A 17,272-nucleotide genomic window follows, 5' to 3' on the forward strand; every position below is an offset into this window, starting at 1 on the left:
CGGCCAAATATCCGTGACGCGCACCTGTTACGGGTGTGAGCGGTATCGCAATTCAGGCAGAAAACACGGCATGGCGGGTTACAGCGCGGACAGCGGGCGATTGCCACCCGCGCGCTGCATCATTCCTGCGGCAGATGGCCGCGGTTGCGGGCCGTGGCCGGCGGCAAGACTTCGTCGAGCTGCGTGCGTGAATCCTGTCGCGCCGCAACACGCCTGATCCCCTCCTCGTCCAGGAGATCCTGCAGCGTGATCTCGCCGAGAAAGGCGTGGATGCGCCGGCCGAGGTCCGTCCAGAGATCGTGCGTCAGGCACTGCTCCCCGTCCTGGCAGTTACCAGCACCGCTGCAGCGGGTGGTATCAATCGGCTCGTCGACTGCGGCGATCACTTCGGCCACCGCGATACGCCGTGGCGGGTGGTTGAGCGAATAGCCACCACCGGGGCCGCGCGTACTTTTGACGAGGTCGTTCTTGCGCAGGCGCGTGAACAGCTGTTCCAGATAGGACAACGAGATATCCTGGCGCTGCGAGATATGCGACAGGCTGACCGGACCCGCCTGCTCGTGGAATGCAAGATCGAGGATAGCGGTAACTGCGTAGCGTCCCTTACTGGTCAATTTCATGCCGTTGTTCCCGCGCCGCCATCAGCGTCGAAAGTGTCACAAGCCCGCCGCCGCGTCAAGATTCGGAAGAAGACTTGCCATGCGGTTCGTGCAGGTCGAATGCCGTATCGATTTCCTCCTCGTCCACATGCTTGAGCGCGCACGGGCCGAGGTCCGGCAGTTTGATATCGCCGATCTCCGCGCCGAGTTCCTTGAGTCCCCGGCACATCTCTTCCAGACGCTGGTCCATGGCATGAATGTGATCGAGGATACCGTTGACCGCGGTCGCGACCGGATCCGGCATATCACTCGTGGTGCCGTAGGCATCGAAACCCATCTTCCTGGCAATGGCCTGGCGCTTTTCGTCCGGCTCGGGGTGCGGCCTCACCAGCCGCCCCGGCACACCGACCACCGTCATGCCCGCCGTCACGCCTTTCAATACCACGGCGTTCGAACCGATGCGAACGCCGTCCTCGATGGTGATCGGCCCGAGCACCTTGGCGCCGGCACCGATGACGACATTGTTGCGCAGGGTCGGATGGCGCTTGCCCTTGTCCCAGCTGGTGCCGCCCAGCGTGACACCGTGATAGAGCGTGCAGTCGTCGCCGATTTCGGTGGTTTCCCGATGACCACACCCATGCCGTGGTCAATGAAGAAGCGTCGGCCGATCACCGCCCCCGGGTGGATCTCGATCCCCGTGTACCAGCGCGCGATGTTGGAAAACACCCGCGCCAGCCATTTCAGGCCGTGCGTCCAGAGCCAGTGACTCCAGCGGTGCATCAGCACCGCATGAATACCCGGATATGTAGTCAGGATTTCGAAGGTATTGCGTGCCGCCGGGTCACGGTCGAATACGCAACGGATATCTTCTCGGATTCTGTCAAACATACGCTTCTGTCAGTTCGGGATACCTGCATCCCACAGTGTATGACAGACCCACTCGCGGGGACAGCGATACCGCCGCTAGCGGCCCCGTCTGACGGCCTGCTGCGCGGCTGCCAGGATACCGCGCAGGATGTTGATCTCGTTCTCGTCCGGCCTGACGCGGCTGTACAGCCGCCGCAGCCGGCGCATGAGCTGGCGCGGGTTGTCGGGATCGAGAAAGGCCAGCTCGAGCAGCGTCTCCTCCAAGTGCGTGTAAAACCGCTCCATCTCCCCGGCACTGACGGGCAGCTGTTCCGGCGCGTCGGCCGCTGCCGGGCCCTGCGCCACCAGTATTTCATAGGCGATGATCTGCACGGCCGCCGCCAGATTCAGTGAGGCAAAGTCCGGGTTGGTCGGTATCCGCACCAGGTACTGGCAACGATCGATCTCGGCGTTGCTCAACCCCGACTGCTCGCAGCCGAACACCACGGCCACCTCACTGTGCGCGCTCTCCGCACAGGCACGCCGGGCACATTCAGCGGGACTCAGCACCGGACAGGGCAGACTGCGCGTCCTGGCGCTGGCACCGAGTACCAGAACACACTCCTGCGTTGCTTCCGCCAGGCTGGCGCAAACCTGCGCGGCGGCAAGCACGTCATCCGCGCCGGATGCCCGCGCCGTGGCCTCTGCGTGGGGGAAGAGCTTCGGCTGCACGAGGTAGAGCCGGGTCAGGCCCATGGTTTTCATGGCCCGCGCCACCGCCCCGATATTCCCGGGATGGCTGGTATGACTCAATACCACGCGGATGCGATCTAGCATGGGTCGCCGGCATCAGGTGGACTGTCCGAGACAGAATGCGACCAAATCCTCGAGCAGGCGGGTGACCGCGCGGTTGGCCGCCTGGACCCCGCCATAGGCATCCTCGGAAGCCGACGGCTCACGGATGTCGAACAATTGTGTCGCGACCACGCGGTGCGCATCGAGATCGACCAGCTGGGCGCGCAGGGTCACGTGCATTTCGGCAGGATGGCGGGTGAAATCCTGATAAAAGGACAGCAGCTCGGAATCGAGGCGCAGCTGGGCCGTTACCTGCCCGGGGCTGGCATACAGCGCCTGATAGCGTCCACTGGCGTTGAACGCCTCCGCCAGCAGCGGGGCCAGCATGCGCGCCGGGGTATCGGCCCAGCTGCTGCGCGTGTAATAGCGCAGGCCGAACTCCTGCTGCATGTAGGCTATCCGCGTCGTGTCGTAGGCGCCATGCGCCCGCGGCCGCGCGATCAGCAGCACCGGCACGCCGGCAGCGGGAGTGCGTATCGCAGCCGGTGTATATTCGAGCAGATACTTGTCCAGCGCCGCTGGTTTCGGCTCAGGCAGTATGGAGCACGCCGCCAGCAGCAGCACCATGACAAGACTGCAGAGCAATTTTCCCCTAGACGACACCATAACTATTCTCCCGGCCCCGGCGCCTCCAGCTCCCGACCATACAGCAGGGCACGGGGGTCGTTCTCGAGTTGTTCGCTGACACCCTTCAGGGTATCAGTCAGGGTACGCAGCTCGCCGACCAGCGAACCCACTTCCGGCAGTGTCTGCCGGCTGAACTGCTGCACGCCGCTGCCCGCGACATAGCGATCGAGGTGCTCGCTCACAGCCGCTATCCTGTCCGCCATACCCGCTACCGCGCGCGCCGTTTGTTCCAGCTGCGCGAGCAGGGGATCCAGCCGGGCGGCGGCCGCCGCGCTGCTGTGCAGGGTGCGGGCGCCGTCCTCTACCATGCGGCCGAGTTCGGCCTTGCGCGCGACGAGCGTGCCGGTCACGGCTTCTATATTGGCGATGACCTGCCGGAGATTCTGCCGGCCTTCGGCGTCGAGCAGCCGCGCCAGGTTGCTGATGAGTATATTCAGGTTGCCCATCAGTTCGGTACCGCTCATGTCCAGGCGCTCGAAAAAGGACGGCGCCGAGCGTATGACCGGATATTCCTCGCCCTCCTTCGCCACCAGCACCGGCGAGTCGAGGCTGCCGCCCTTGAGGTCGACGAAAGCGATGCCGGTCAGCCCCTGCACCGCCAGCTCCGCCTGCGTATCCTCGCGAATCGGCGCGGTCGACACCACGTCCAGTGTCAGCTGTACCTGGTCGGGCACCTCGGGATTCAGCCCGATACCGGTCACCTTGCCGACGTCCACGCCGCGATACTTGACCGGGGCGTCGAGGTAAAGGCCGGATACCGATTCGTCCAGATAGACCCGGTAGGTGGTGTAATGCGTGGTGTAATCGCCCAGCGCCAGCCATAGGGTCACACCCATCCAGACCAGACCCAGCAGGATCACGAACAGGCCTACCAGCGCATTGTTCAGCCGTTTTCCCATTTCCGCTCCCTTGCGCTGCGGGCCCGCGGCCCCTCGAAATACTGCCTGATGTGCGGCTGCGTCGATCTGGACAGTGCCTCCATGGAATCGACGCCCTGCAGTTTACCATCACCCAGCACGGCGACCCGGTCGGCCACATCCCACAGCGAATCGAGATCGTGCGTCACCATCAGCACGGTCAGGCCGAGCATGTCCTTGAGCTTGAGCACGAGCTGGTCGAACTGGCCGGCACTGGTCGGGTCCAGACCCGAGGTCGGTTCGTCCAGGAACAGGATCTCCGGATCCAGCGCCATCGCCCTGGCCAGCGCGGCGCGCTTGATCATGCCGCCGCTGAGCTCGTTCGGGTAGAGCATGGCTGCTTCCGGTTTCAGTCCGGCCTGGGCCAGCTTGACCCGCGCGAGGGCATCGATCATGCGCCCGTCCAGACGGGTATGCTCACGCAGGGGGAAACCGACGTTCTGCAGCACCGTCAGACCGCTGAACAAGGCCCCCTGCTGAAACAACACACCGAGGCGCCGCCGCAGCGCGTTGGCCGCGGCCTCGCGGATACCGATCAGCTCGGTATCGAAGAGGCGCACGGACCCGCCATCCGGCACCTGCAGCATGATCATCTCGCGCATCAGCGTGCTCTTGCCGCTGCCGCTGCCGCCGACCAGCGCCAGTACCTCGCCACGATACACATCGAGGTCGATGCCGTCATGAATGACCCGGTTGCCGAACACCGTGCGCACCCCGCGCAGACTGATGATGACCTCGCGCGCTGACGCTGCCGGCTGGTCCCCGACCGTGGCTGTCCCGGACGTCATCCCGCTCACACGCCCATCAGGCTGAAGAGGATGGAGAACATGGCATCGACGATGATCACCAGGAAGATCGATTGTACGACGCTGACCGTGGTATGACGACCGACGCTCTCGGCGCTGCCCTCGACCCGGAAGCCCTGGTAACAGCCGACGATGGCGATGATGGCCGCGAATACCGGCGCCTTGCCGACGCCGATCATGAATGTCGAATAACTTATGGCTTCCTCGAGCCGGTCGATGAAGGCGTGGTAGCCGATACCCAGCTGGGCGTTGGCCATGAACATGCCGCCGAACACCGCCAGCACATCCGCAAAGATGGTGAGCAGCGGCATCACCACGAACAGCGAGAGCAGCTTGGGCAGGACCAGCAGGTCGACCGGCGGGATACCGATGGTTTGCAGCGCCGCGATCTCCTCGCGCACCTGCATGGTGCCGATCTTCGCCGCGTAGGCGGAGCCCGTCCGGCCGCATACCAGGATGGCGGTCAGCAGCGGCGCCAGTTCGCGCAGCATGGAGTAACCGACCAGATCGGCGATGTAGATGTTGGCGCCGTAGAGCTTGAGCTGCACCGCGCCCTGATAGGCGATCACCACGCCCATCAGGAAAGACAGCAGGCCAACGATAGGCAGCGCATTGACACCGGTCAGCCACATGTCGTCGAAGAGTTCCTGCCAGCGCACCCGTCCCGGATGGCGCAGCGCCCCGAGCAGGGCGAGGATGGACGATCCGATGAAGGCGAGGAAACCGACCAGGTCGTCGCCGATGCGGGCGATGTGATCTGCGAGCGGTGTGGCCGGGCGCGGTGCCAGCGTGCGCTCCGCATCCGTCGCCTCGGCGGCGATGAATTCGACGAGCCGCTCCCAGGCCGGCCGGAAGGACCGCAGGCGCATCTCGCCGCCGGCCGCCTCGACGCGCCTGCCCAATTGCAGCAACAGCCAGGCGCCGGCGGAGTCGAGCGCGGTGACCGCGGCACCGTCGATGATCACCTCGCGGTCTGGTGGCAGCGCGATCGCCTCCATCCCGGCGCGCAGCGTGGCAATATTGCCGATGGTCCAGCGGCCGCTGCAGACCAGTGCGTCCGCGGCGGTGCTGACGGTTGCTGGACCGGCATCCGGATCAGTCATGCGGCAAGTCTCGGGGATATGGCGGCCTGATACAAGCCCCGCCCGTCAGCTCACGCGGATTCGAAACCAAAGCTCATGACATCCGCGACATCGGCTGCATTGGTGGCGAGCATCAGCAGGCGGTCGATACCCAGCGCCACACCGGCGCACTCGGGCAGCCCCGCCGCCAGCGCGGCCTGCAGGTGTTCATCGACTGGCATCGCCGGCAGGCCGTGGTACTCGCGCATCCGGTTTTCCTGATCGAAGCGCATGCGTTGCTCGTGCACGTCCGCCAGTTCGTGGAAGCCGTTGGCCAGCTCCACGCCGTTGAGATACACCTCGAAGCGCGAAGCAACGGGAGGATTGCCGGGACGCAGCCGCGCGAGCGCCGCCTGGCTTACCGGATAATCCCGGATGAAGATCAGTTCCGCACCGAGCCGCGGTTCGATGATATGGGTCATGACCAGTTCCAGCCAGGTATCCAGGTCCGCCCCCTGCATACCGACCGTCTCGATGCCGGCCCGGGACGCAAGCACGGCCTGCAGCGCCTCCGGCGTGGTATTGAACGGATCGAGCTGGACATATTCCCGGAATAGATCGCGGTAACGCCAGTGATAGACCCCTCTGATCGGGAAGATCCCTTCGAGCACCTCGATCACGAGACGCTCGACATCCTGCATCAGATCGAGATGGTTGTACTGGACGCGATACCACTCCAGCATGGTGAATTCGGGGTTGTGCCGCGGCCCGTACTCACCGTCGCGAAACACCTTGCAAAGCTGGAAGATCGAGCCGCTGCCGGCCGCCAGCAGCCGCTTCATCGCGTACTCCGGTGAAGTCTGCAGGTACAGGGTGGACCCGCTGCGCTTGCCAGGACCGAAGTAGCGCGTGGCAAAACTCGCCAGGTGCGGTGACGTGGCGGCTGCCGCGGAGAGCATGGGTGTCTCGACCTCCAGCACCTCCGCGCGCGCGAAATAGGCGCGCACGCGCGCGAGCACCATGGCCCTGAGTTTCAGGGTCTCCAGCGTCGCGGTCGGTTGCCAGTCCTGTTGCGCTTGCACGGTCCGGAACGGAGTAGCTGTGCGGTTCTAGTCCTTGGCGCGGGCGACATACTCGCCGGTGCGCGTATCAATCTTCAGGGTTTCGCCGATCTCGATGAAGAGCGGCACGCGCACCACCGCGCCGGTTTCCAGCGTTGCCGGTTTACCGCCGCCGCCGGACGTGTCGCCGCGAACGCCCGGATCGGTTTCGGTTACGGTCAGGTAGACGAAATTGGGTGGCGTCACCGCCAGCGGCACGCCGTTCCAGAGTGTGACCTGGCACATGTCCTGCTCCTTGAGCCAGAGCGTGGCATCGCCGACCGCGGCGGCATCGGCTGCCTGCTGCTCGAAGGAATTCGGGTCCATGAAGTGCCAGAACTCGCCGTCGTTGTAGAGATACTGCAGGTCGACGTCCATGACATCGGCCGCCTCGACCGTTTCACCGGACTTGAAGGTCCGCTCGATGACACGGCCGGTCTTGAGGTTGCGGATCCTGACGCGGTTGAAAGCCTGCCCCTTGCCGGGCTTGACGAACTCGTTTTCAATGATGGCGCACGGGTCGCCGTCGAGCATGATCTTCAGGCCGCCCCTGAATTCATTGGTACTGTAGGTTGCCATGTATACTCTCGGACAGAGATGAGTGGAAAATGACGGCTATGATACCCGGAATACCTGGCCCGGAACACCGGCCGGAGTGGCAGGCCCTGCTGGCACGGTCGGTCAGGTCAGTCGACGAACTCCTGCGCCTGCTCGATATCGATCCGGCCAGCCACCCGGTCCGCCCCCTGGTCGGCGGATTTCCATTGCGGGTCCCGCGCGGCTTCGTCGCGCGCATGGCCCGGGGCGACATCAACGACCCCCTGCTGCGCCAGGTACTGCCCGTCGACGAGGAAACCCGGCCGATCGAAGGCTACCTGCCCGATCCGCTGCAGGAAGCCGCCGCCATGCCCTGCCCCGGCCTGCTGCACAAGTACCACGGACGCGCCCTGCTCACGCTGACCGGCGCCTGTGCGATCCATTGCCGTTACTGTTTCCGCCGCCATTTCCCCTACGCGGACGCGAACCCGGCCGGCGTACACTGGGAGCAGGCCCTCGCTTACCTGGCAGCTCACCCCGACATCCACGAAATCATACTCAGCGGCGGCGACCCGCTCAGCCTGCCTGATGAGCGGCTGCAGCAGCTCACCGAGCGCCTGTCCGCGCTTGCGCACCTGCGCACCCTGAGGCTCCACAGCAGGCTGCCGATCGTGCTGCCGGAACGTATCGATGCCGGCCTGCTGGCATGGCTCGGCCGGCTGCGCTTCAGGGTGGTCATGGTGGTACATTGCAATCACCCCAACGAAATCGATGCCCCGGTCCGCGCGGCCCTGCAACAGCTCGCCCGCGCCGGTGTCACGCTGCTGAACCAGTCGGTGCTGCTGCGCGGCGTGAACGATGACGCCGCCACTCTCGTGCAACTGAGCGAAAGCCTGTTCGCCGCGGGTGTGCTGCCGTATTACCTGCACCGGCTCGACCGCGTGCAGGGAGCGGCACACTTCGAGGTGGCTGCGGAACGTGCCTGCGCACTGTACAACGCCGTGCATGCGGCACTGCCCGGTTATCTGGTGCCGCGGCTCGTCGAGGAAGTTCCGGGAAAACCGGGGAAGATGCCCGTCTGCAGAACCTGACAGCAACCGCCGCGTTACATATACTTGCGCGCTGACAGACACGCAAGCGCACACAGTGACGTAACGCAGCACAGGCAGCATTGGTCATGGAACTCCAGCTCCCGGAACGCAAGAAGCCGGCCCACAACAACTTCAATACCATTCCCGAAGCCGTCAAGCGCTGGGTCGATGACCTGCCGCTGCTCAATACCGAACTCACCCGCCAGCTGCTGGGCAAGGCGCTGAACGAAGTCAACTCGCTGCACATCCCGACAGAACACCGCTACGCGGCGCTGGAACTGATGGCGACATCGGTACTGTGCGTCACCGATGCGCTCAGGAAGCAGTTCCTCGGCAAGGCGCTGCCGTTGCAGGAAGGCGAGATGAATGCAGCGGTCGAGGCGCTGGAAATCTGCAACAGCATGGCCACGGGTTACCGCATTCTGGCGGACGACCTCGGGAGGAAACCGTATCAAGACACCCAGCTCGCGACCGCGCTACACCGGTCGCTGCGCTATCTGAGCGAACTGCTGCTCATCCATTACCAGATTTACATCCAGTATCCGGACAATTTGTGGAAAAGCATCCACGCGCTGTACGCGCTGGCCGAGGAATGCGGCATCACGCTGCTCCCGGTCAGCGATCCGACCGCGGCCACGGAAGAAACAAGCACCATCGCCACGATATACAAGCAGATCCTGCTGCTGTCGCTTGCCTGCCCGTATCGCATGCCCCAGAAGGAGATCCACTACGTTTACAATGCGCTGCTCGACTGGGCCCGCTTCTGCCGCCTGGTACCGGCCAGCGCTGAGCGCGCCGGCGGCCTGTTCATGCTGGACCAGCAATCCGACAGCCCACCCACCTACCGATCGCCGTCCGCCGTGCGACGCGCGGACAAGCATGTACGCATCCTGGACACCTCGGCAGCCACCAGGCAGCTCCGCGCGGTGCTGTCATCCGATAACGTGCCGGGCGCGAACCACACCGGCATCGGCAGCACCGACACCCTGCAGCAGCTCATGCTCGCCTGGGGCGCAATGCCTAAACGCCGGTATCCGCGTTACCGGGGGCATGCGTCGATCAAGCTGGTAAGCGGCGTCAATGCAATACACGGACTGATCGCCGACCCCGGCGCCGGAGCGCATGAGGACGACGACGCGATCATGGACCACCATTATCTTCCTGACCCCACCTTCGACAGCCGCACCAACCTCACCATCCCGCCGGAGCGCGCTGACCGGCTGCTGCGCGGCGCCTATTCGACAGACCCGGAACCGGGTCCACGTATCGAGCTCTGGCATATGGCCGACACCAGTGCCGGCGGTTACTGCCTGCTCTGGGACAATGCGGTCGCCTCGAACGCGCGCGTCGGTGAACTGGTGGCGATCGTGCAGCAGGACGAGTCCAGCGCTGGCAGCTGGCAGCTCGGCGTGAATCGCTGGATGAAGTTCACCAGTGAACGCGGGCTGGAACTGGGAGTGCAGTTACTGGCGCCGTCCGGGGAGGCCGTGTGGGCTTATGCCTGCAATGACGAATTCCGGCTCGATCCGCGCGCGGACAAGCGCATGCAGGGTATCCTGCTGCCCGAGATCAGGGTACTGGGACAGGAGCCATCCCTGCTGTTGCCGTCACTGCCGTTCCGCGCCGGGTGCGCTGCAATCCTGGAACGGAACGGGCACAGGCAGAATATCGTGCTCACCCGCCAGACCGAAAACACGGGCTGCTTCGCACAGTTCCAGTTTACGCCTGCCGGCAGCTGATCCCGCCGGCCCGAACCGACCTCAAACCGGGCAGCTGCGTCAGCGGCGCTGCCGCTGCATCTGCAGCGCGGCGAAGACGGTACAGGGTTTCTATCAGTACAGCGCGATGAACGGCTCCGGGTACTCCACGTGGCCGCCACCGGCCAGGTTGCCGGATTCGACTTCGTAGACTGTCAGCGCCTCTTCCGGCGCCGGCAGATTGCAGGTCACCTGACGCTCCCTGGCCGGTATAAAACCGAAACGCCTGTAGAACTCGGGATGACCGAGGACGATGATACTGCCATATCCCTTCTCGCGCGCCAGCTTGATACTGGCCTGGATCAGTTCCGACCCGATACCGCGATGGCTTTGCGAGGGCACGACCGACATCGGACCCAGGGCCAGCACCTGCATCTCCGTACCGGCCCGACGCAACGTCACGCGCGTCAGCAACACATGTCCGACGATGCGGCCGCCCAGCTCGGCGACCAGCGACAACTCGCGGTTGTAGGTGCCGGCAGCGCGCAGCGCACTGACCAGCTGCGCCTCCGCCTCGCCGCCGAAGGCACTGATGTGGACCACATCGATGGCGCGGACATCCTCCGCGGTTTCAGTTCTTACCGTAACAGGGTGCATAGCGGCTCTCCGGATCGCCAGGGCGGCACCGGCCTTCCGGTCGCCGCACCTGCAAACATTCTGATTATCAGTTACTTGCATGCTATCAGGAATCAGCGTGGCTGGAAACACCCGGCGCGGATTTGCCTGGGCGTCGGGGCCGGCAGCAGTGCCGGCATATATTAGGTGTCATTCAAGACCGCAGCCGCTATGCCGACACAATTCCAGTCGGGGCCAGTGGTTAGCATGTGGTCTGCTCAATCTCTGCTGGCTGTCCTGGGATTGTCCGGAAAAGAGGCCTGCAGTGACCGCTGGAGAAACATTACGCCTGCTCATCGTCGAGGAAAGCGGATCAGACGCCGAGTCACTGGCCAATGAACTCAGGAATGCCGGCCACGCCCTGGCCTGCACGCATGTCACCGACGCCGCGGCGCTGGACCATGCCCTCGAACAGCAACTACCCGACATACTCGTCTGCGGCAGCGGCGCGGGCCTGCCGGATCCGCGCCAGCTCGGCACCCTGCTCGCGCGCTATGACACCCCTCCCGCCGTCATCGCCATCGCCGCCAGCGCCGACGAGGACAGCGTCGTCAGCGCTCGGAAGGACGGCATCTCAGAGCTGGTTTCCTACGACCATCCCGAGCACCTGCGCCTGGCATTCGCCAGGCTTGCGGAACACGCCCGCATACGGCAGGCCACGATCAGGCTCGAGAAAAAGCTCCGTGACTGCGAGTCCCGCTGCCAGGCACTGATCGAGAATTCGAGCGATGCCATCGCGTACATTCACGATGGCATGCATGTCTACGCAAATCCGCCGTATCTGAAACTGTTCGCGATCGAAACCGCTGAGGAAATCGAGGGGCTGCCGGTCCTGGACATGATCAGCAGCGCGGAACACGACCGCTTCCGTGACCTGCTCAAGCACGTCATCGAAGGCGATGACCAGACCACGTCGCTGGATATCGAATGCGTGAGCCCGCACGAGGGCCGGTTCAGCTGCACCATGGAATGCTCCCCCGCGAGCATGGCGGGCGAGCCCTGTACGCAGATCCTGGTGCGTGTGCATTCCACGAATACGGAGCTGGAAGAGCGTATCAAGACCCTGTCGCAGCAGGACATGCTGACCGGCCTGGTCAACCGCCAGCACTTCATGAAAATGCTCGAACAGCGGCTCGCCCACTTCCCGAAAAACCGCCAGCGCGCACTCGTGTATCTCACCCTGGATAATTTCAAGGTGATCCGCGACGAGGCCGGCGTCGCCACCAGCGATCAGGTGCTGTGCGACATGGCCGACCTGATTGCGCGGCACTGCGGCCAGGAGGATACCCTGGCCCGCTTCGGCGACTACAGCTTCGCCATCCTCAAGCAGGATACCGACCAGGACGCCATCGAAGGATCGTGCACCGGCTTGCTGAAGGATATTGCGGCCCATCTGCCGGAGGCCGGAGGCCGCAGTTTCGCGATCACCGCCAGCCTCGGCATCTGCGCCATCGGCCCGCACACGAAGGACATACAGAAGCTGATCTCATATGCGGACATGGCCTGCGAGGTTGCACGCACCTCGGGCGGTAACCAGTTGCACATCCACAGTAGCGTGGTTAGCAGCGGACTGGATCATGACGCGCAGGACAAGTGGGACGAGATCGTCAGCGACACCATTGCCAACGAACGCTTCTACCTGGTCTACCAGCCTATCGTCAGCCTCAAGGGTGATACGAAGCCGCGCTACGAAGTCCTGCTCAGGATACTGGACGAGAAAGGACAGACCATACTGCCGGGGCAATTCCTCTCGATCGCGGAAAAGGCCGGGCATGGCAGCGAAATCGACCGCTGGATCATCAACCGGGCATGCAGCGATCTGGCGCAACTGCGCAAGCGCAGCAGCGCCGCCACCTTCTACATCAAGCTGACTGCCGCCACGCTCGCCGCGGGCGACATGCCGGCCTGGATACGGGACCGGCTACGTGAGCATGAGCTCGATGTCAGCAGTATGGTGTTCGAGATCGCAGAACAGGCCGCTACGGCCGACCTCAGAGGCGCCATGACCTGTACCGAGGCGCTTCAGGGCATGGGCTGCAAGGTCGCGCTGGAGCACGTTGGCCGCACGGGGAAACTGCAGGTACTGAATCACATGCCGGTAGACATCATCAAGATCGACAGCAGCCTGATCGCGAAGCTTGCCGGCGACAAGCAGGCTCAGGACACCGTCAGGGCGATTATGGAGCATGCGAAGAAGAACGGCAGGTCATGCATTGCCGAGAATGTCGAGGACTCCGGCTGTCTGGCCCGGCTCTGGCAAATCGGCATGCATTTCATCCAGGGCAATTTCATCCAGGAGCCGTCCCGGGAACTCGGCTATGTATTCGAGAGCGAACTCGCCTGAGCGCCGCCGCAACATGACCATGCCACTCAGCGCGCACCTGCTTCACATCCGCTGCAGCTCAATCGAGCATCAGGGATACCAGGCCGTCCGCGAGCTTGGGCTCGAACCAGGTGGACTTGGGCGGCATCACTTCGCCCGCGTCGGCGACCGCCATCAGGTCTTCCATGCGGGTCGGGTGGAGGGCGAAGGCGACCGCCATTTCCCCGCTGTCGACGCGGCGCTCGAGCTCGCCCAACCCACGGATGCCACCGACGAAATCGATGCGCTTGTCGCGGCGCGGATCCGTGATACCCAGCACCGGCGCGAGCACCCGGTCGGCCAGCAGGCTGACATCGAGCCGCTCGACCGGATCGTCCGGCAAGGTGCCGGCCGCGAGATCCAGTTGGTACCACTGTCCCGCCAGATACATGCCGCATTCTCCGGGCCGTTGCGGATGTACCGCACTACCCGCCGGCACAACACGACAACCGGCGCTGACGCGGGCGAGAAACTGCTCGGCACTCATGCCAGCCAGGTCGCGCACCACCCGGTTGTAATCGAGAATCTGCATCTGGCTGTGCGGGAAGATGACGGTGAGGAAAACGCCGTCGGCATCGCCGCGGTGCGCCGCGACACGCGAGGCCGCGGCCGAGCGATGGTGACCGTCTGCGATATACAGGGCGCGCATGGCATCAAACGCCTGCGTGATGCGTTCGATGAGTGCCGTATCCTGCACCACCCAGAGCGTATGTCCGATCCCGTCCGCGGCAACCAGATCGACTGCCGGCGCGGTCAGGGTGACTTCATCGAGCATGGCATCGACCGTCGCTTCGGAACGATAGGCCAGCAGTACCGGTCCGGTCTGGGCCCCCAGTGCCTCGATCTGGCGCACCCGGTCATCCTCCTTGTCCGGGCGGGTGAACTCATGCTTGCGAATCCGGTTGCTGTCATAGGCCGCCACCGCTGCTGCCGCCACCAGGCCGGTTTGGCTGTGTGCGCCCATCACCAGTCGGTAGACGTAATAGCAGGGTGCCGGGTCCCGGATCAGCACCCCGTCGGCGAGCAGCCGTTGCAAATTCTGCGCGGCCCTGGCGTAGACCGCCTCGGAATAAGGGTCGGTCCCGACAGGCAGGTCGATTTCGGCCTTCGAGATGTGCAGAAAACTCAGCGGGCGGCCCCGGGCACGTTCCCGCGCTTCGACCGAGCTGAGCACATCATAGGGAGGCGCCACGACGTCTGCCGCGTGTCCGGACACCGGTCGCAGTGCGGCAAAAGGTCTGATCAGGGTCATGGAAATACCGTCGTCATCATGAATATGGCCGCATTGTACACGGTCAGCGATGCCGCCGCGATTGTCGCAGCCAGGTCGGAGCACTGATGGATACCCAGCGCCCGGAACAGCCGGACAATATCACTACGGAAAACTCGACCGGCATTGCCGCGGACCGCGGCGGCAGATATCTGCCTGTGCTGCTGTACCGCAAGGTGACAGCCCGCCTGCAGCGCCTGCATGCCGCCGTATTACGGCGGCTGCGCGGGGCGCACGAAAGGATCCAGCGTATGCCGCTGGCCTTCAAGTTTTCCTTTCTGATAACCGTGGCTATCGTCAGTTGCATGTTGCTGCTCGGCACCATCCTGGTACAACAGCAGTCACGCCAGCTGGAGGCGCAGATCAGCGAACAGGGCGACACGCTGGCGCGCCTGATGGCCAAGTCCGCGCGCGAACCGCTGCTGGCAGAGGACAAGCTGGCACTCGATTCCATCGCCAGCAGCTTTTCGAACAGCAGCAGTGTGCTCGGCACCGCGATTGCGACCATCGAGGGCGAGCTGGTCACGCAGGCCGGCGCCATGTTCGAGGAGCGCAATCCGCTCACCATCAAGGATGTCAGCCGCATCATCCGCAGCAGGTCCGGGGCCCACATCTGGCACTGGACACGGCTGAGCGGAGCACAGGTCGAGACGGTCATGTCATTCATCCAGCCGATCTCGTTCCAGGATGTGACCGCCGGTTACGCCATGGTCACCTTCAGTCAGGCTGGCATGACCACATCGCTCCGGCAGGCGATCCAGACCATCGTCGGAGCAACGGTTCTCATTATCGCACTGGGCATCGCGATGTCGTTCGCTCTCGGCCGCCGCATCACCCAGCCGATAGACCAGCTCGTGCATGCCAGTCATGCCATCGGCAACGGTGAGTACACTTTCCGCTTCAAGGACTGCCGCAAGGACGAGATCGGGCTGCTGATGGAAGCCTTCAACGAAATGGCGCAGGGCATGCTGGAAAAATCGCAGGTCAAGAACGCCCTGTCGCGCTACGTTTCCCCGAGCGTGGCACGCGAGATCCTGTCCAACCTGGACGACATCGGGCTCAGCGGCAAACGCGTGGAAGGTACGGTCGTGTTCGCCGATATCAAGGGATTCACGCAGATCTCGGAGTCGATACGACCCGAGGACCTGGTCAGCATTCTGAATCGCTACTTCACGCTGGTCACCCGTGCCTGCGAGATCAACCAGGGCATCGTGGACAAGTACATGGGCGACGGTGTCATGCTGGTATTCGGCGCACCAGAACCGGACCGGGACCACGCCTTCCACGCTGTCACCTGCGCGCTGCTGATCCAGCGCCTGGTAGAGCACGAGAACCGTCTGCGCCAGGAGCGAAACCTGTTCCCCGTGCAGTTCCGGATCGGCATCAATACCGGCAACATGCTGGCCGGCAACATGGGTTCCAGGAACCGCATGGAGTATACCGTGGTGGGCGACACGGTGAATCTCGCGTCGCGCCTGTGCGGCATAACCAACGCCAACGAGATCGTCATTTCGCGCGACATGTACCAGCGCACGGACATTCGGCGCCGGGTGCTGGCCAGCGAGTACCAGTCAATCCACCTGCGCGGGATCAGACACCCGGTCAGCACCTATCGTGTCGAGGGGCTTACCGTCGACAACCAGGAAATACTCGACCGGCAATTCGACACCATCATCGCCAGCGAGGCAGACGAGGCCATCCATGCTTAAACCCATCCTGCGCCTGAGTGCAGCATTCCTGGTGCTGCCCCTGCTGGGCGGCTGCCCGCAGGTACAGAACATTCGCATGATGCCGGACTCGCCGACCGACATGGAGGCACTGCTCGAGCAGAACGAGTTCGCCAGGGTGCGCAACCTGACAACGGATCATCCGGAACTCGATACCAGGGAGTTGCAGGACAGGATCGCCACCCGCGAATCCGCCTACGCGGACGACATGCTGACTCAGGCCCGCGACCTGGCGGACGGCGACGAGCTGCTGAAGGCTGTCGACCTGCTCACCGGCGCATTGCGCAGGATTCCCCACAATACCGAGCTGCGCGGGCTGCGTACGGCACTCGAGACCGAACGTCTGCGCCAGCTGCGGATCAATGAGCGCAACAATCTCACGGCGCGCGCCGAGTACCTGCTCGATCACGAGCGACTCTACCAGCAGCAGATCAACCTGCAGACGCCCAGCAACGAGCAGCGGCGCGAACACGCACAGTTCGAGAAGGAAAGCGTCGAACTCGCCAATCAACTGCTGGTACACGCCCGTGACGCGCTGGCGGACAAGGAACTGGTCATCGCGGACACCTGCCTCACCCTCGCGCGCCAGTTGGATGGCACACTCGATACCGCCGCCGTGGCAGCCGAACTCGAGGGCCTGCAGAAATCGCAGCAGGAATCAGTTCGCCAGGCCACCACCATCAGAAACGCCCGGATCAAGCGCAAGACAGACCGCGAGGACAAGCATGCCACGCAGCAACTGCTCGCCACCACGCAGAAGGCCTTAAGCGACAACAAGCTGCGCGATGCACGCGAGGCATTCACCCGGATCCCGCCCTCAACCAGCCAGGATAGCGAGGTCATCGCAGTGCAGAATTCGCTCGACCAGGCCGTCAGCACGCGGATCAAGCAGCTGATCCTGACCGGCGATGCCCAGTACCGCGCCGAGAAGATCCAGGCGGCGCTGAAGACCTGGTCCGAAGCGCTGGCGCTGGACCCGGACAATATCGAGTTGCGCGAGCGCACCGACCGCGCCAACAAGGTGTTGGCCAATCTGGAGGAGCTGAAGCGCCAGCAGCTAAAGTAGGCAGCACCCGGCCTGCGCCGATCCGCAGCGCGGCAA

General features: G+C 63.9%; 15 protein-coding genes and 1 pseudogene. 5 read left to right on the top strand and 11 right to left on the bottom strand.

The genetic code is table 11. The features are described from left to right. Positions 1-119 precede the first annotated feature (119 nt). The 9 genes and pseudogenes from R3F42_14045 to efp all read right to left on the bottom strand — a co-directional run bounded on the left by R3F42_14045 (position 120) and on the right by efp (position 7,390). Complete coding sequence (locus tag R3F42_14045) at positions 120-620, bottom strand: Fe-S cluster assembly transcription factor (GenBank protein MEZ5543140.1); 501 nt, start codon at positions 618-620, stop codon at positions 120-122. Positions 621-675: 55 nt separating this feature from the next. Further along, positions 676-1,487, bottom strand: a pseudogene (gene cysE / locus R3F42_14050) (serine O-acetyltransferase). Between the two features lie 75 nt (positions 1,488-1,562). Continuing rightward, a complete protein-coding gene (locus R3F42_14055) occupies positions 1,563-2,282 on the bottom strand; it encodes an RNA methyltransferase (GenBank protein MEZ5543141.1) in 720 nt (239 codons plus the stop codon). Between the two features lie 12 nt (positions 2,283-2,294). After that, the gene (locus R3F42_14060; GenBank protein ID MEZ5543142.1) at positions 2,295-2,906 is read right to left on the bottom strand and encodes an ABC-type transport auxiliary lipoprotein family protein; all 612 of its coding nucleotides are present in this window, start codon (positions 2,904-2,906) and stop codon (positions 2,295-2,297) included. A gap of 2 nt (positions 2,907-2,908) precedes the next feature. Beyond that, positions 2,909-3,826, bottom strand: a complete 918-nt coding sequence (locus R3F42_14065) for an MlaD family protein (GenBank protein MEZ5543143.1) — start codon at positions 3,824-3,826, stop codon at positions 2,909-2,911. Continuing rightward, the gene (locus R3F42_14070; protein ID MEZ5543144.1) at positions 3,811-4,632 is read right to left on the bottom strand and encodes an ATP-binding cassette domain-containing protein; all 822 of its coding nucleotides are present in this window, start codon (positions 4,630-4,632) and stop codon (positions 3,811-3,813) included. The genes R3F42_14065 and R3F42_14070 overlap by 16 nt, the downstream gene beginning before the upstream one ends. A 5-nt stretch (positions 4,633-4,637) precedes the next feature. After that, a complete protein-coding gene (locus R3F42_14075) occupies positions 4,638-5,753 on the bottom strand; it encodes an MlaE family lipid ABC transporter permease subunit (protein MEZ5543145.1) in 1,116 nt (371 codons plus the stop codon). Between the two features lie 50 nt (positions 5,754-5,803). After that, complete coding sequence (gene epmA, locus R3F42_14080; protein MEZ5543146.1) at positions 5,804-6,793, bottom strand: EF-P lysine aminoacylase EpmA; 990 nt, start codon at positions 6,791-6,793, stop codon at positions 5,804-5,806. A gap of 27 nt (positions 6,794-6,820) precedes the next feature. Beyond that, positions 6,821-7,390, bottom strand: coding sequence for an elongation factor P (gene efp / locus R3F42_14085; GenBank protein ID MEZ5543147.1), 570 nt, complete (start codon positions 7,388-7,390; stop codon positions 6,821-6,823). Between the two features lie 29 nt (positions 7,391-7,419). Between efp and epmB the strand changes: the two genes are divergently transcribed. Further along, positions 7,420-8,439: an EF-P beta-lysylation protein EpmB gene (gene epmB, locus R3F42_14090; protein MEZ5543148.1), complete on the top strand. Its 1,020-nt coding sequence runs from the start codon at positions 7,420-7,422 to the stop codon at positions 8,437-8,439. A gap of 86 nt (positions 8,440-8,525) precedes the next feature. Next, positions 8,526-10,178 (top strand): hypothetical protein, encoded by a 1,653-nt coding sequence (locus R3F42_14095; protein ID MEZ5543149.1) that lies wholly within the window; start codon positions 8,526-8,528, stop codon positions 10,176-10,178. A gap of 93 nt (positions 10,179-10,271) precedes the next feature. Here the strand turns inward: R3F42_14095 and R3F42_14100 are convergent, their stop codons facing one another. Next, positions 10,272-10,793, bottom strand: coding sequence for an N-acetyltransferase (locus R3F42_14100; GenBank protein ID MEZ5543150.1), 522 nt, complete (start codon positions 10,791-10,793; stop codon positions 10,272-10,274). 283 nt (positions 10,794-11,076) lie between these two features. On the opposite strand from R3F42_14100, the gene R3F42_14105 reads away from it, so the two are divergent. Continuing rightward, on the top strand, positions 11,077-13,155 hold the full coding sequence (locus tag R3F42_14105) for an EAL domain-containing protein (GenBank protein MEZ5543151.1): 2,079 nt from the start codon (positions 11,077-11,079) through the stop codon (positions 13,153-13,155). A gap of 58 nt (positions 13,156-13,213) precedes the next feature. On the opposite strand, the gene R3F42_14110 is transcribed toward R3F42_14105, so the two are convergent. Further along, positions 13,214-14,425: a DUF1015 family protein gene (locus R3F42_14110; protein MEZ5543152.1), complete on the bottom strand. Its 1,212-nt coding sequence runs from the start codon at positions 14,423-14,425 to the stop codon at positions 13,214-13,216. 86 nt (positions 14,426-14,511) lie between these two features. On the opposite strand from R3F42_14110, the gene R3F42_14115 reads away from it, so the two are divergent. Further along, positions 14,512-16,152: an adenylate/guanylate cyclase domain-containing protein gene (locus R3F42_14115; GenBank protein ID MEZ5543153.1), complete on the top strand. Its 1,641-nt coding sequence runs from the start codon at positions 14,512-14,514 to the stop codon at positions 16,150-16,152. Then, positions 16,145-17,236: a hypothetical protein gene (locus R3F42_14120; protein MEZ5543154.1), complete on the top strand. Its 1,092-nt coding sequence runs from the start codon at positions 16,145-16,147 to the stop codon at positions 17,234-17,236. The genes R3F42_14115 and R3F42_14120 overlap by 8 nt, the downstream gene beginning before the upstream one ends. The last annotated feature ends 36 nt before the right edge of the window (positions 17,237-17,272 follow it).

Source organism: Pseudomonadota bacterium (assembly GCA_041395565.1).
GTDB lineage: Bacteria > Pseudomonadota > Gammaproteobacteria > UBA9214 > UBA9214 > UBA9214.